The organism is Corynebacterium sp. (assembly GCF_030532715.1).
In the GTDB taxonomy this organism is placed as follows: Bacteria; Actinomycetota; Actinomycetes; order Mycobacteriales; family Mycobacteriaceae; genus Corynebacterium.
This window is the reverse complement of record NZ_JAUNKO010000001.1, coordinates 176,390-190,153: the sequence shown is the minus strand read 5'-3', so window position 1 is coordinate 190,153 and position 13,764 is coordinate 176,390. Positions and strand designations below refer to the sequence as shown.

Sequence of the window (13,764 nt, the reverse complement as noted above, 5' to 3'; positions counted from 1 at the left end):
GGGATTAACTTACAACCACATGGGAGAGATACTACGTGTTTGAGTCGCTTTCAGATCGCCTTACAAACGCTCTTACAGGGTTACGCGGCAAAGGCAAGCTCACCGAAGCTGATATCAATGCCACGGCTCGTGAGATTAGATTAGCGCTGCTGGAGGCGGACGTTTCCCTACCGGTGGTGCGGGCGTTTATCCGCCGTATTAAGGAACGCGCCCTCGGCGTTGCCGTTTCGGACGTGCTGAACCCCGCTCAGCAGGTAGTAAAAATTGTTAATGAGGAATTGATCGGAATCCTCGGCGGCGAAACCCGCAGGTTGCAGCTTGCAAAGAAGCCGCCAACAGTGATTATGCTGGCGGGCCTCCAGGGTGCGGGTAAGACGACGCTGGCGGGCAAACTGGCCAAGCATTTGGTGGCGCAGGGCCACACCCCGATGCTGGTTGCCTGTGACTTGCAACGCCCCGGCGCGGTGCAGCAGCTGCAAATCGTCGCCGAGCGCGCGGGCGTGGAGTGCTTCGCCCCAGATCCCGGCACTTCACTGGATACGCTCGACCATGACATGGGCAGCTCGCACGGGGACCCGGTGGCGGTGGCGCGCGCGGGTATTGCCGAGGCGCAGCGTACTCAGCACGACGTTGTGATTGTTGATACCGCGGGCCGCTTGGGCATCGACGAAACCCTGATGACGCAGGCCCGCAATATTCGTGACGCGGTGAACCCGGATGAGGTGCTGTTTGTCATTGACGCCATGATCGGCCAAGACGCTGTGGCCACGGCCGAGGCCTTCCGCGACGGCGTTGATTTCACCGGCGTGGTGCTTACCAAATTAGATGGCGACGCCCGCGGCGGCGCGGCGCTTTCCATCCGCGAGGTCACAGGTAAACCCATCTTGTACGCCTCCACGGGTGAAAAGCTTGAAGATTTTGATATTTTCCACCCGGAGCGCATGGCCAGCCGCATTTTGGGCATGGGCGATGTGCTGACTCTCATCGAGCAGGCCGAAAAGCTCATTGACCAAGAGAAGTCCATCGAGGCCGCCGCCAAACTCGGCTCCGGTGAACTCACGTTGGAGGACTTCCTTGAGCAGATGCTCATGGTGCGTCGCATGGGGCCCTTGGGCAACATTTTGAAAATGCTGCCCGGTGGCAAGCAAATGTCCGAAATGGCGGACATGGTTGATGAGAAGCAGCTTGACCGGATCCAGGCCATTATTCGCGGGATGACTCCGGAGGAACGCCAAAACCCCAAGATACTCAATGCTTCGCGGCGTAAGCGCATTGCGAATGGCTCCGGCGTGACAGTCACTGACGTCAACCAGCTGGTAGAACGCTTCTTCGAGGCGAAGAAGATGATGGGGCAGATGGCCAATCAATTCGGCATGGGCGGCATGGGCCGCAGCGCGACCAAGAAAAAGGCGAAGGGCCGCAAAACGAAAAGCGGTAAACGTAAGCCTGCCAAGAATCGCGCAGCCGGCCGCCCCAACATGGCCGAATTGCAAAAGCTCCAGGATCAAATGGGTATGGGCGGCGGCATGCCCGGATTGGGCGGTTTCCCTGGGATGGGTGGCGGCATGTCGAAACTCCCCAAAGGTATGGAAGGCATCGACCTGAACAACCTTGACTTCGGCCAAGGTGGTGGCAAGAAGCGCTAGTCACCTCGGCCGCATGAGGCTTAGAAGCTACAGCAAGTAGGCGCCAGCGGCTGATACTCCGGCGACAACGACGGAAACGATGACGCCGAAGACGAACGGTTTGACGCCGGCGCGCCGCATCGTTGCCACGGTGACACCGGTTCCTTGCGCGAACATGGCTGCGGAGAAGAGGAATGTGCGCACCATGTCGGTGGCGCCGATCAGGAATTCGGGTACTGGGAAGAATGTTCTGACCAGTACGAGTGCAATAAAGCCGAGCACAAACGTGGGGACTAGCGGGGGGAGTTTCCCGCCTTCGGCATTGCGTCGTTCGAATGCGCTGAGGAGGGCCATGATGGGAGCTAGCAGCAGGACGCGACCTAGTTTTACGGTGACTGCTACGGGGAGTACAGCGGCTCCCGCGATGCCGCCCGCGGCCACCACTTGGCTTACCTCGTGAATGCTGCCGCCGAGGAAGACACCGGCTGCTTGCGGATCCCACGTGGCCACGAGTGCGGGGCCAAGAAAGATGGACAATGTGCCGAGCAGGGCGATAACCGCAATGGCGGTGACGAACTCATGTTCCTTTTTCTTGGTGAGCACCCCGTGGGTGGCGCTAATTGCCGCGGCACCGCAAATGGTGCAGCCGTTACCGATCATGAGTGCTTCGGACCGGCTTAATCCCATGAGTTTGCCAACGACGATTGTTGCGGCGATGCCCGCGATGACTACGCAAACAATCGTTGCGAGCACTTTCCAGCCGAGGGCGATGATCGCTGCTGCGGGAATTGCTAGGCCGAGCAAAGCGACGCCGAACTTGAGTACACTGGTTGCGGTGTAGCGCACGCCGTCATTGGTGGAGGCCGGTAGTGGGCGGATATTGCCCACCAACATGCCGAGGGCGATTGCTACCAGCATGACGGAGCTGAAGCCGGTGAGCTGGTGTAGGGCGGCGTCGAAAAGAAATGCAATGATCGCCCCAATCGTGCACGCCGCAACGCCGGGAAGGATTTTCATAGCGCCAACTTTAATCAGTTTGATTCGCTACCCGTGCGTCTACTACCATTTCAGGGGTTGCATTATCGCAACGCTGTTCTTCCTGTGGGAACACCGCAACCGTCTACGGTCGGCCGGTACGTCACACCGCAGGTAAAACATTCCAAGGGTTGAACCGGCCGCGCCCACCCGGGGTGCGGTGCTGTACTGCCCAGTGACTAGGCATAAGGAGCCATCACATGGCCGTCAAAATTAAACTGCAGCGTATGGGTAAGATCCGTACCCCGCACTACCGCGTGATCGTCGCTGACGCACGCACCCGCCGCTCCGGCAAGGCGATCGAAAACCTGGGCGTGTATGAGCCGAAGGCTGATCCGTCCGTGATCCGCATCGACTCCGAGCGCGTTCAGTACTGGTTGGGTGTTGGCGCGCAGCCGACCGAACCCGTGCTTGCACTGCTGAAGGTTACCGGCGACTGGCAGAAGTTCAAGGGCCTTGATGGCGCGGAAGGCACCCTGAAGGTTGCCGAGCCGAAGCCTTCGAAGCTGGACTTGTTCAATGCTGCGTTGGCTGAGGCTGCTGAAGGCCCCACCGCTGAGGCGATCACCGAGAAGAAGCGCAAGGCGAAGGACGAGAAGAAGGCTGCTGAAGCTGCCGCTAAGAACAAGGCCGCTGAGGAAGCCGCCGACGAAGTCGAGGCAGAAGACGCCTAAGCGTTCAATTCGCACGCAGTTGTTGTAAACACCGCAGCGTTCCGGGCAACTGGAAGCAGCGGTGTTTTTGCGTGTTCTATGCTTAATAACCATGGATTTGCTCATTGGACGCGTGGTGAAATCGCACGGTATTCGCGGCGAAGTGGTGGTGGAGGTGACCACCGATGCGCCGGACGTGCGGTTCGCGCAAGGCGCGGTGTTGGCAGGCCGGCAAGGCGGCAAAGAACACAGCCTGACTGTTGCGGCGTCGCGCCCACATCAAGGTCGGCTGTTGGTGAAGTTTGCGGAAGTTGCGGACCGTAACGCTGCTGACGCCCTCCGCGGGACCAAGTTTTTCGCCCCGCCGCGGGAGGAAGACGACGATGATGAGGGCTTCTATGACCACGAACTCGAAGGTTTGCGCGTTATTCACCTTGGCGAAGATATTGGCGAAGTCACCGGTGTGATGCACGGGCCTGCCGGGGAGATTCTTGAGGTGCGCCTCGCGGACGGCAAGGAAACCCTCGTGCCGTTTGTGCACGCCATTGTTCCCGAGGTGGATCTGGAAGCTGGAACCTGCACCATTACGCCCCCGGAAGGGTTGTTGGAGCTTTGATGCGACTCGACGTTGTAACGATTTTCCCGGAATACCTCCAACCGCTCCGGCATGCGCTCCTAGGCAAAGCTATCGAGCAAGGCATCCTGCACGTTGGTGTGCATGACCTGCGTTCCTGGGCCACTGACGTGCACAAATCCGTCGACGATACCCCCTATGGCGGCGGCCCCGGCATGGTGATGAAGCCTACCGTCTGGGGTCCCGCGCTTGACGACGTCGCGTCCGGCACCCGCCCCGGCGAGGTCCTGGATTCCGCCCTCAAGCACCGCGGCACAACGCGAGCGGAGCAGCAGCCGACGGTCGAATCTGAGGTGGGCGTTGCGGCTGACGCTCAGCGCAAACCGTTACTGATCGTGCCGACGCCTGCGGGCAAGCCGTTCACCCAAGCGATGGCGCACGCCTGGTCCGCGGAAGAGCACATCGTGTTTGCCTGCGGCAGGTACGAGGGCATTGACCAACGTGTCATCGATAATGCCAGCGAACGCTATCGAGTGGAAGAAGTTTCGATCGGGGATTATGTGCTCATCGGCGGGGAAGTGGCGGTGCTTGTCATCGCGGAAGCCGTTGTCCGGCTCATCCCCGGCGTGCTCGGTAATTCCCGCAGCCACGAAGAAGACAGTTTCTCCGATGGCCTACTCGAAGGGCCCAGCTATACAAAACCGCAGACTTGGCGGGGCCTCGACGTTCCCGAGGTGCTGTACTCGGGCAATCACGCCCGAGTGGATCGCTGGCGCCGCGATCAAGCCTTGCGCCGCACCGCGCAACGCCGCCCTGAGCTCATCGAAAAGCTCCGCACTGAAGGCAAACTCAGCGCCGCCGACGAGGAAGTGCTCCTTGCACTTGGCGCGTCCGCAGGCGGCTAGGTGTCGGGTAAAAACACGGTGAGTTTTCCGTAGGCGTCTGAGTTTTCGGCTTGGTGCGTGATCGCTACGGTGCCGTTGATCACCTGCACGACGCTATCGGGAGTCTCAATGATGTCCATCGAGTTCTTATTCGCCGTATCAAAAATCTGGTATTTCACCGCGTGCGCTGGGGAATCATCGGTGGTGCGCACTAACAATAGGGTGCCGTCTCGGCTGCAGGTAAGCATGTCCTGCGCCGCGAAACTAAATTTCTCCTCGCCACCGTCGAGCGCGAAATACTGGTGCTTGTCGGCGGGATCTCCAGCGCTGGCATGGTAGGCAATCGTGCCGTTGGCCGCGACGATCGCGGCATCGTTGGGTTCGAGCCCCGCAATTGCGTGCGCCGGGTATGTCAACGTCGTGGCATTGCCTAACGCCCCATCGGTGTGAAACGGAAACAGTGCGTCGGGCCCGGCGTTGCGGCTGGTGCCTTGCTGGTTGCCGCGGATATCAAACACACGATAGTTGTCTGTGTTGCGGGGCTGTTGCTCGTCATCGTTCGTTTCGCCGGCATCGGCAGGGTGTTCGATCCAACCGGTGCTGGTAATGGAGACTTGCGCGGCGGAGTGGTGCTGAGCGATGTCCATTCCATCAGAAACCCGCATGGTGCGAATATCAACTGCGCCTGGGGCGCCCCCGCCGGGCTGGTGGCACAGCAGCGTCCGATTCCGGTCGATGATGTTGCAACGTTCGTTGGGGTGTAGTTTCTTTGACCAGCGCACTTGATTTCCGGTAATGGCGTACACGGTGTTGGTGGTGGCGGGGCCGTCGTCCGTATTGCGCGCCACTACTAGGTCGGCCTGCTGATTTGAACCCAGTAAGGAAAAATGCGCTTCGGGGTCCGGGGTCGGGAACGAAAACATGCTTTTACCAGTAAACACGTGGAATGCTGTGAGGTGTGTTCGCTGCCCGTTGTGGCAGTAGACCACATTGCTGGGGGAAACATTGGAACACCCCGAGGCGTAGGTTTCGTGGCGGACCTTGTTGGAGCCGACGTCGAAAACCTGCAATTTGGCCTGCTGCTGTGGGTCTTCCACATCCGTGGTGGTCACGTCCACCGCGAAGGTTGTTTGGTTAAGGTCCGTACCTAAAAAACGACCGGGGTCTTTGATTTCCACGGGTTTCACACCGTTGCGGTATTCGTTGCGCAGAAACATACCCGTGTCGCTGGGTTGCGCTCGGGTATCCAGCAGCGGCGTGTTGGTTTTGTACTTTTCTACATTGAGGCTCTGTACCGATTCGTATATCGCGACGATGGAAAGCAGCAACATGATCCCGAGGAACACCTTGACACAGTAGATCACGATGTCTGCATTCATTGTTCGAAGTAAGCGCACTTTCACACTCCCTACGTGGCCAACTACAACCCCTTTGAAGCTTTAGCGGATGTGTCGCCGCCTAAGCGTCCTTATTACGTCGCGGTGGGCAGGAAAATGACCAGCTTTTCAAAGCCGCCTGTTGCTTGGGTTTTCTTGGTTTGCGCCAGGAGCCCGTTGATCACGGTGATGGTGTCGTTGCCGTTGTCTTCGGTGTCGAGCACGCTCGCCCGCGTTTCGGTGTCGTAGATGGTGTACACGTCGTGGAGTTTGTTTGCCGAGTTGTCCAGTTTCAACAGCACAAGTTTGCCGTTTTTGCTGCTGGTGAGCACTTGGTCCGCCGCCGAAATACTGAAGACGATTTCGGGGCTGCCGGCGCGGGCGTAACTGGAGTCGCTGGGGTTGTGGGAGGGCACGCGCACCAGGTTGATTTCGCCGTCGGCGGAGACGATCCCGCCAGGATGGTAGTTCAATGCTTCAATGACGTGCGATGGGTACGCCAAGGTTTCGGTGTTGTCGGCGTCTTCGTCCAGCGTCCGCGGGAAGAATACGGTGCCACCCCAGTTTTGCGACGTCCCTTTTTCCTGAGCGTTGATGCCGAAGATTTTGTTGGGCTCAGGCGTTGGTTGCGCGTCGGATTGATTGAGTGACACATGCGATGTCAAGGCGGCGGTGGTGGTGTTGGAGTCGGCTTCGGGGGATTTTTCCATCCAGCCGTCGCTGGTGAGTGCAATTTCGGCCTCCGTGTTCCGGTGGGCGATTTCGCTGCCGTCCGCCACGTTGACTGTGCGGATTTTCGTTTCCGCATCCCCACCGGGTTGTTGGCACACAATGGTCCGGTTGCGGTCGATAAGGTTGCAGTGTTCGTTTGGCTCCAGTTCGAGTGACCAACGCACTTCTTCGCCGGCAAGTTTGTATACGACGTTTTCTTCGGCGGTGGCTTCTTTCGTGGTGGTTATCTGCACGAGGTCGGCTTGCTGTTGCGAACCCAACAGCCGCGCTTTTGCCGTCACGTCGTCGTGGCTGGCCTCGGATTTTTCGGTGCCGTGTATGGGCAGTGTGGCAAAGGTTTTGCCGTTGCGCACGTTAATGCCGTTGATTGCGGCGTCTTCGGAGTTGTAGCAATACACCAGGTTGTTTGCGGAAACATTGGAACAGCCCGCGCCGGCTACTTCGTGGCGGCGTTCCTTTGTGCGCGCGTCGAACACTTGCAGGAGGTCTGTGCTGGTGTCGCTGCCGTCCTCACGGTAGCGCATGTTCACCGCCAACACCGAGGCACCACGGTCGGTGCCTAAAAACGTTCCGTTTTCACCTTCGATTTCAAAGCGTTCGGCGCCGGCTTGGTAGTGATTGCTCAGGAAAAAACTTGTGCTATTCGGCGTGGCCCGGAGCCGGCGCGTGCTGCCGTCGTAGGATTGCGAATCCCGGCCAAGAATTACCAAATAGGTTGTGAAAAACACCAAGAGTATTAATATCGCGAACAGAATTTTCGCCGAATAGACGGCGATAGAGCCGTTCGTATTCTTCACCTGGGGCATTATGTGCAACTCCATACCGCAGCGTTTCGTGCTAGGATTTCGAATTTGAATAAAGCATGTGTGTCAGTATTTGCTAAAAGTTGTGCAAGGCAAAGCACAGGTATCCGAAGACGTCCGAATATGCTGCCTTTGCACGGCATTGAGGGCATTGGCGGCAATATTCGCACCCCCAGAAAAGCTTCGTGCAAAACCTATCTGACCTTCTGTTATTGCGCCGGTTTGGCCAGTCAGGTTTGCCGCACGGGGCGGTGGTGTATCGCCGACCACCAGCGTAGCAGTATTTGCAATGACTTTCCCTAGAAGTTTTGTTCCCCCGATATCGGCTTGGCAAATAAACCGTAACAAGTAGCAGTTCCGTCACCATACGATAACGAAATAGAAAAAGATGGTGCTGTATCAAATTCGCCCATCCGCTGTTGTTTGGGTATTTCATGTCGCCGCATCATTGCGCAGCGTTACCGAAAACGGCCAAGTGTAACGCTCGTACGCCGCGCTTTTTGTATCGAACCGCTGGGATTCGTGTGTCAGAGGTGCTCGCGTAAGCGCATTCGCCACCCTTGGTTGCCCCGTCGGGCAAGCGTTAATCTCTGTTTCGGTTCCCACCGAAAACGGGGTCCCCTTAATGAGGGGGCGACGCTCGAACTCGGTAGCCACGGCCACATCCGAGTTACCTTCCGGTGGTGGCGTCTACGTAGGCCATCCATAGCATGCATGGCCCCACGCTGAGTGAGCAGCACCATAGCACCAGAAGGAGCGCGGTCACGCACATGGAGGCGCAGAATTTGCTTTGGTGCGCACCGTTGGCGGCGATGACCCGGCGAATGCGGAACCCTTGGGCGATGCCCCAGCTGGCGCACAGTGGGGTGGCGGCGTAGCAGGCAATGAGTATCCAGGTCACGGCGAGACTGGGGGTGCCGCCGTAGAGGGCGCTGCGGATCCACGGGCCGACGTCCTGGGTGGCGTTGGTGTCTGGGATCACGAGGGTTGCGATGAACAACATGGGGATGAATGCCAGTGCCCACGTCAGGGTGTTGGCCATCATAATGATGTGCCGCGTGGATTGGGTCACGTTTTCCGGCGCCAGCCTCTCTCATGGTGGGCGAGTATGGGTGCAACAGTGTTCGCGCGCGAAGGGGGAACCTGTGAGCCGCATAGGGTTTTGCGGAGAACTTCAGCATTAGTGAGTTTAATGCGTGTAGCTCAGTTGCTGCAATCGGCCGTGTGTTCGCTGACTGTTTGGGGATTGGCGTGTCCACGGGGGTTGGTGGTGTGCCGGTCGGGCTAGAATCGGCGGAATGATGATTTCGCTGCTCGCTGGTGAGCTGGGGGTTTCCCAGGCTCAGGTGTCTGCCACTGTGGCTTTGTTGGATGAAGGTAATACGGTGCCGTTTATTGCGCGTTACCGTAAGGAGGCGACTGGCGGGCTGGATGACTCGCAGCTGCGGCAATTGGCGGAGCGCCTGGATTACCTCCGCGAGTTGGAGCAGCGCAAGGCGGCGGTATTGGAGGCGATTGCGCAGCAGGGCAAGTTGACGGACGAGTTGCGGGCCCAGATTGCGGCGTGTGATTCGAAGGCCCGCGTCGAGGACTTGTACTTGCCGTTTAAAAAGCGTCGCCGCACGAAGGCTGATGTTGCGCGGGAGGCTGGCCTGGAGCCACTGTTGGATTCGCTTATCGACGCCCCGGCTACCGACCCGCAAGCCGCCGCCGCAGCGTACGTTTCGGAGGGCTTTGCGGATACGAAGGCCGTGTTGGAGGGGGCGCGTGCGATTTTCGCGGATCGGTGCGCCACGCACGCGGACCTGGTCGGCCAAGTTCGCGAATACATGTTTGATCACGGCACGATGGTGTCCACCGTCGTCGCAGGTAAGGAATCCGAGGGCGCAAAGTACAAGGACTATTTTGAGTTTTCCGAGCCGTTTTCCTCGTTGCCGTCGCACCGCATTTTGGCCTTGTTGCGCGGCGAGAATGAGGGGGTGTTGCATGTGAACCTCGATGCGGGGGAGGACGCGGTGTATTTGGGCATGATCGCGGATGCGCTGGGCGTCGATACGCATGCTTCAACCTGGCTTGCAGACGCCGTGCGTTGGGCGTGGCGCACCAAGCTCAGTGTTTCTTCGGGGTTGGATGTGCGGATGCGGCTGAAGGAAAAGGCGGAGGCCGGCGCCCTGGAAGTGTTTGCGAAAAATCTGCGTGACGTGCTGCTCGCCGCGCCCGCCGGACAGCGCGCGGTGTTGGGCCTCGATCCGGGGTACCGCAACGGGGTGAAATGCGCGGTGGTCGACCCCACTGGCAAGGTGTTGAACACCTGCATCGTCTACCCGCACAAGCCGCAAGGACGCTGGTCAGATGCGGTATCCACGCTGGCTACCGCCTGTGCCACCCACGGTGTGGAACTACTGGCGGTGGGCAACGGTACCGCTTCGCGCGAGACGGAAAAGCTCGCTGGTGAGGTCGCGGACCTTATCGCGCAAGCCGGCGGTGCGCGCCCCACGCCCGTGGTGGTGTCTGAATCCGGTGCGTCGGTGTATTCGGCTTCGGAGGTGGCGGCGGCGGAGTTTCCCACCATGGATGTGTCGTTGCGCGGTGCGGTGTCGATTGCTCGCCGGTTGCAGGATCCGCTGGCCGAACTGGTGAAGATCGACCCGAAGTCCATCGGGGTGGGGCAGTACCAGCACGATGTAAACCAGTCTGCACTCGCACGCACGCTCGACGGCGTGGTGGAGGACGCGGTGAACGCTGTTGGCGTGGACCTTAACTCCGCCTCGGTGCCACTGCTGAATCGTGTGGCGGGCGTTAACGGCACCATTGCGGAAAACATTGTGGCCTACCGCGACGAGCATGGTGCGTTCGCCTCCCGCGCGGAGTTGAAAAAGGTGGCGCGCCTCGGCCCGAAGGCGTTCCAGCAATGCGCCGGGTTTTTGCGTATTCACGGTGGGAAGGACCCGTTGGACACTTCCGCGGTGCACCCAGAGGCGTACCCGGTGGTGCGTAGCATCGCCAAGCACACGGGGCTGAATGTGGCTGAACTTATTGGTAATAGCCGCGTGTTGGCGAGTTTAAAACCCGCCGAGTTTGCCGACGACACGTTCGGCGTGCCAACCGTCACGGACATTATCGCGGAGTTGGATAAACCGGGCCGCGATCCCCGCCCCGAATTTAAAACCGCTACGTTCCAGGAAGGCGTGGAGAGTATCTCTGACCTTGCGCCCGGCATGGTGCTGGAAGGCACGGTCACGAACGTTGCGGCGTTTGGCGCGTTCGTGGACGTGGGCGTGCACCAGGATGGGTTAGTCCATGTGTCCGCTATGTCGAATCAATACGTTTCGGACCCGCATTCGGTGGTGCGTTCTGGGCAGGTGGTGAAGGTTAAGGTGTTGGAGGTCGATGAACAGCGGCAACGCATCAGCCTGTCATTGCGGCTCACCGACGAACCGGGCGGCAAGGCGGAACGCGGCGCGGGTCGCGGTGCAGGTCGCGGCAGCGGGGTCGCCGTGGCAAGTCCGAGCGCGGTGCGTCCGCCGGTTCGATGGCCGACGCGTTGCGGAAGGCTGGGTTTGGCAGCTAGGTGGGGAGCAGGGCGACTGCTTCCGCGTCCGTGACCACGGCGCGTTCGAAGGATTCGAGGAGTGCGGAAGTGTCGCAATCGACGCCGATGAGTACCACCTCGCTGCGGGGCAGGGCGCTGCCCCAAGTGCCCACGGGTTCGATTCGCAGGTTCGGCCCCGCCTGCTGCCATGAAAACACCAGGTCGAGTCGAGAGTCGAGCCAGCAATAGCCCTTGGAACGCACGAGGCCACGGCTGGCGCGCAGCGCCTGCAACAATCGGCCTTTATTGAACGGACGTTCGGCGCGGAAAACCACTGAGGAAATGCCGTATTCCTCCGTTTCTGGGGTGTGCGGGGCGGCGAGTTCCTCGGCGAAGCGTTGCTGGGCGTCCGCGTCGGGGTCGTATAGTCCAGCGTCGAGCACGGTGGTGATATCGATCTCACCATTGGTGACCGGGACTACGCGGGCGCGGGGATTCATGGCGCGCACGGTGTTGATTACCTGCTGCCCGTTGTCGGGGCTGAGGTCGGTTTTGGTGATGAGGATAAGGTCGGCGAACTCCACTTGGTCGATAAGCAGTTCGGAGACGGTGCGGTCGTCTTCCGGCGTTGCCTGTCGGTCCGCTTCGGCGAGCCGGCGGCCACCGCGCAAGAGCGGCAGGAAGGTGGAGGCGTCCACGAGGGTGACCATGGTGTCGATGCGTGCCAACTGGGAAAGCCGGAACCCGTCATCGAATTCCCACTCGAAGGTTGCGGCCACGGGGAGGGGCTCGGAAATGCCGGTGGATTCGATAACGATGTGATCGTATTTCCTCGTGCGCGCCAACGCCGCCACACTTTCGATTAAATCTTCGCGCAAGGTGCAGCAAATGCACCCGTTGGAAAGTTCGATGAAGCGGTCTTCGCCGCGGGTGAGGTGGCCTTCCTCGGCGATCAGCGCGGCGTCGATATTCACCTCGGAAAAGTCGTTGACAATGACGGCGATCTTGCGGTGCTCTCGGTTGGCAAGCAGGTGGTTGAGCAGCGTGGTTTTGCCGCTGCCCAGAAATCCGCTGAGGACGGTGACTGGTACAGGTGTTTGGGGTGAAGCAATAACCATGGGCTTAATGATAACAATTTTCGTTAAAGCTTGTGGGTGCGCGGCACGCCGGAGAAGCGGACAATGGGGATCATGATGCAAGCAGCACTCCTTGCGCACGGCGCCCACGTAGTACAGGTAGACACCGACCACGGCCCCCTGTTTTGGGTGAGCCCTTTTGCCAAACTCAGTGGCCCGACAGCAATCCGCGGCGGCGTCCCGATCATCGGCCCGTGGTTTGCGGATCTGACTGGTCAGCACCCCAGTCACGGTTGGGCCAGGGTGCGGGATTGGGAGCTTAACGAAGACGCTACCGAAGCCCGGATCGAATACGACGACTGGGAGCTGGCGGTGGCGTTCAACAGCCTGCCGGACGGGATGAAACTCGCGTATTGCGCCACCAACCACGCCACCTCGCCACGGCGCGTGCAATTAGCGTTCCATCCGTACTTCCTTGTCGACGATGTGCGCAATGTCACCATCGAAGGTTTCGACGGCGTGCAACTCTACGACCGCGTCAACGAAACTTTTCACGAGCACCTTGGCCCGCTCACGGTCCGTGGCGAATTTGATCGCATTATCCCCACCGAGGAAACCTGCGTGAGCATTGTCGATCCCGGGTTACAGCGGCGAATTCGCATCACTACCTGTGGTGGCGACAGTTTTGTGGTGTGGAATCCCGGGGCTTTGCTGGCCAACACCATGGCGGAGGTGGCGGACCAATGGCCACGATTCGTGTGCGTGGAACCGGCGTTGCTCGGGGAGGGGATGCAAGGAGTGCACCTCACCCCAGGGGAATCCCGATGCCTGAGCATGGAGGTTTCCGTGGCGCCATTGGATGCGTAGCGGCGTTGTCGTTTTGCCCCGCGGGGGTGGGGTGGGGCATAATAACCGGGTTGTCATCACTGTATGGCGGCAAGAATGTACCGAGCATGAACCGGCCGAGCGCCCAGTGTGGGAAGTGCCGCTAGGTTCCTCTGTTCTATAACAAGACAAGGTTGTTTCCTTATGAATATTCTCGACAAAGTCGATGCCGCGCAGTTGCGCGACGATATCCCGAACTTCCGCCCCGGTGACACCGTAAACGTGCACGTGAAGGTCATCGAAGGTGACAAGTCGCGTATCCAGGTGTTCAAGGGTGTGGTCATCCGCCGTCAAAACGGTGGTATCCGGGAAACCTTTACCGTGCGTAAGATCTCCTTCGGTATCGGTGTGGAGCGTACCTTCCCGGTGCACTCTCCCAATATTGACACCATTGAGGTTGTTTCCCGCGGTAAGGTGCGTCGCGCCAAGCTGTACTACCTGCGCAACCTGCGCGGTAAGGCCGCCAAGATCAAGGAACGCCGCTAGATTTACGTGGTGTTTTTCAACCCCTCAACTGCAGCCGTGGTGCACGGCAAGCGTTGAGGGGTTTTTGGCTCTCACGTGGCGCAGTCGAGATGGTATCGTAGAC

At 59.5% G+C, this 13,764-nt stretch carries 11 protein-coding genes and 1 pseudogene; 7 read left to right on the top strand and 5 right to left on the bottom strand.

Annotated elements, in window-relative coordinates:
• The first annotated feature begins 35 nt into the window (after window positions 1–35).
• Window positions 36–1,646: a signal recognition particle protein gene (gene ffh / locus Q4D83_RS00915; protein ID WP_303172154.1), complete on the top strand. Its 1,611-nt coding sequence runs from the start codon at window positions 36–38 to the stop codon at window positions 1,644–1,646.
• Between the two features lie 27 nt (window positions 1,647–1,673).
• Here ffh and Q4D83_RS00910 read toward each other — a convergent pair whose 3' ends face one another.
• Entirely contained in the window at window positions 1,674–2,642 is a 969-nt protein-coding gene (locus Q4D83_RS00910; protein WP_303172153.1) for a YeiH family protein, read from the bottom strand.
• A gap of 218 nt (window positions 2,643–2,860) precedes the next feature.
• Between Q4D83_RS00910 and rpsP the strand changes: the two genes are divergently transcribed.
• The 3 genes from rpsP (at window position 2,861) to trmD (ending at window position 4,792) form a co-directional block, all read left to right on the top strand.
• On the top strand, window positions 2,861–3,334 hold the full coding sequence (rpsP, locus tag Q4D83_RS00905; protein WP_303172152.1) for a 30S ribosomal protein S16: 474 nt from the start codon (window positions 2,861–2,863) through the stop codon (window positions 3,332–3,334).
• Window positions 3,335–3,425: 91 nt separating this feature from the next.
• Window positions 3,426–3,929 carry a ribosome maturation factor RimM gene (gene rimM, locus Q4D83_RS00900; protein ID WP_303172151.1) on the top strand — a complete coding sequence of 168 codons (504 nt, stop codon included), beginning with the start codon at window positions 3,426–3,428 and terminating at the stop codon, window positions 3,927–3,929.
• Window positions 3,929–4,792 carry a tRNA (guanosine(37)-N1)-methyltransferase TrmD gene (trmD, locus tag Q4D83_RS00895; protein WP_303172150.1) on the top strand — a complete coding sequence of 288 codons (864 nt, stop codon included), beginning with the start codon at window positions 3,929–3,931 and terminating at the stop codon, window positions 4,790–4,792. The genes rimM and trmD overlap by 1 nt, the downstream gene beginning before the upstream one ends.
• Here trmD and Q4D83_RS00890 read toward each other — a convergent pair.
• The 3 genes from Q4D83_RS00890 to Q4D83_RS00880 all read right to left on the bottom strand — a co-directional run bounded on the left by Q4D83_RS00890 (window position 4,789) and on the right by Q4D83_RS00880 (window position 8,754).
• The gene (locus Q4D83_RS00890) at window positions 4,789–6,150 is read right to left on the bottom strand and encodes a hypothetical protein (protein ID WP_303172149.1); all 1,362 of its coding nucleotides are present in this window, start codon (window positions 6,148–6,150) and stop codon (window positions 4,789–4,791) included. The two genes, trmD and Q4D83_RS00890, sit on opposite strands and share 4 nt — an antisense overlap.
• Window positions 6,151–6,242: 92 nt before the next feature.
• On the bottom strand, window positions 6,243–7,676 hold the full coding sequence (locus tag Q4D83_RS00885) for a hypothetical protein (protein ID WP_303172148.1): 1,434 nt from the start codon (window positions 7,674–7,676) through the stop codon (window positions 6,243–6,245).
• Window positions 7,677–8,352: 676 nt separating this feature from the next.
• Window positions 8,353–8,754, bottom strand: a complete 402-nt coding sequence (locus tag Q4D83_RS00880) for a hypothetical protein (RefSeq protein WP_303172147.1) — start codon at window positions 8,752–8,754, stop codon at window positions 8,353–8,355.
• Window positions 8,755–8,980: 226 nt separating this feature from the next.
• Between Q4D83_RS00880 and Q4D83_RS00875 the strand changes: the two are divergent.
• A pseudogene (locus Q4D83_RS00875) lies at window positions 8,981–11,253 on the top strand (Tex family protein).
• On the opposite strand, the gene Q4D83_RS00870 reads toward Q4D83_RS00875, so the two are convergent.
• Window positions 11,250–12,332, bottom strand: coding sequence for a GTP-binding protein (locus tag Q4D83_RS00870; protein WP_303172146.1), 1,083 nt, complete (start codon window positions 12,330–12,332; stop codon window positions 11,250–11,252). The pseudogene Q4D83_RS00875 and the gene Q4D83_RS00870 sit on opposite strands and share 4 nt — an antisense overlap.
• Before the next feature lie 72 nt (window positions 12,333–12,404).
• Between Q4D83_RS00870 and Q4D83_RS00865 the strand changes: the two genes are divergently transcribed.
• Window positions 12,405–13,157 (top strand): aldose epimerase, encoded by a 753-nt coding sequence (locus Q4D83_RS00865; protein ID WP_303172145.1) that lies wholly within the window; start codon window positions 12,405–12,407, stop codon window positions 13,155–13,157.
• A 162-nt stretch (window positions 13,158–13,319) separates the two neighbouring features.
• Window positions 13,320–13,661, top strand: coding sequence for a 50S ribosomal protein L19 (gene rplS / locus Q4D83_RS00860; protein WP_303172144.1), 342 nt, complete (start codon window positions 13,320–13,322; stop codon window positions 13,659–13,661).
• Window positions 13,662–13,764: the final 103 nt, after the last annotated feature.

Coding starts and splice junctions, on each gene's coding strand:
- rimM (WP_303172151.1), top strand. CDS start 3,426: ATGGATTTGCTCATTGGACGCGTGGTGAAATCGCACGGTATTCGCGGC.
- trmD (WP_303172150.1), top strand. CDS start 3,929: ATGCGACTCGACGTTGTAACGATTTTCCCGGAATACCTCCAACCGCTC.
- Q4D83_RS00865 (WP_303172145.1), top strand. CDS start 12,405: ATGATGCAAGCAGCACTCCTTGCGCACGGCGCCCACGTAGTACAGGTA.
- Q4D83_RS00870 (WP_303172146.1), bottom strand. CDS start 12,332: ATGGTTATTGCTTCACCCCAAACACCTGTACCAGTCACCGTCCTCAGC.
- rpsP (WP_303172152.1), top strand. CDS start 2,861: ATGGCCGTCAAAATTAAACTGCAGCGTATGGGTAAGATCCGTACCCCG.
- Q4D83_RS00910 (WP_303172153.1), bottom strand. CDS start 2,642: ATGAAAATCCTTCCCGGCGTTGCGGCGTGCACGATTGGGGCGATCATT.
- rplS (WP_303172144.1), top strand. CDS start 13,320: ATGAATATTCTCGACAAAGTCGATGCCGCGCAGTTGCGCGACGATATC.
- Q4D83_RS00890 (WP_303172149.1), bottom strand. CDS start 6,150: ATGAATGCAGACATCGTGATCTACTGTGTCAAGGTGTTCCTCGGGATC.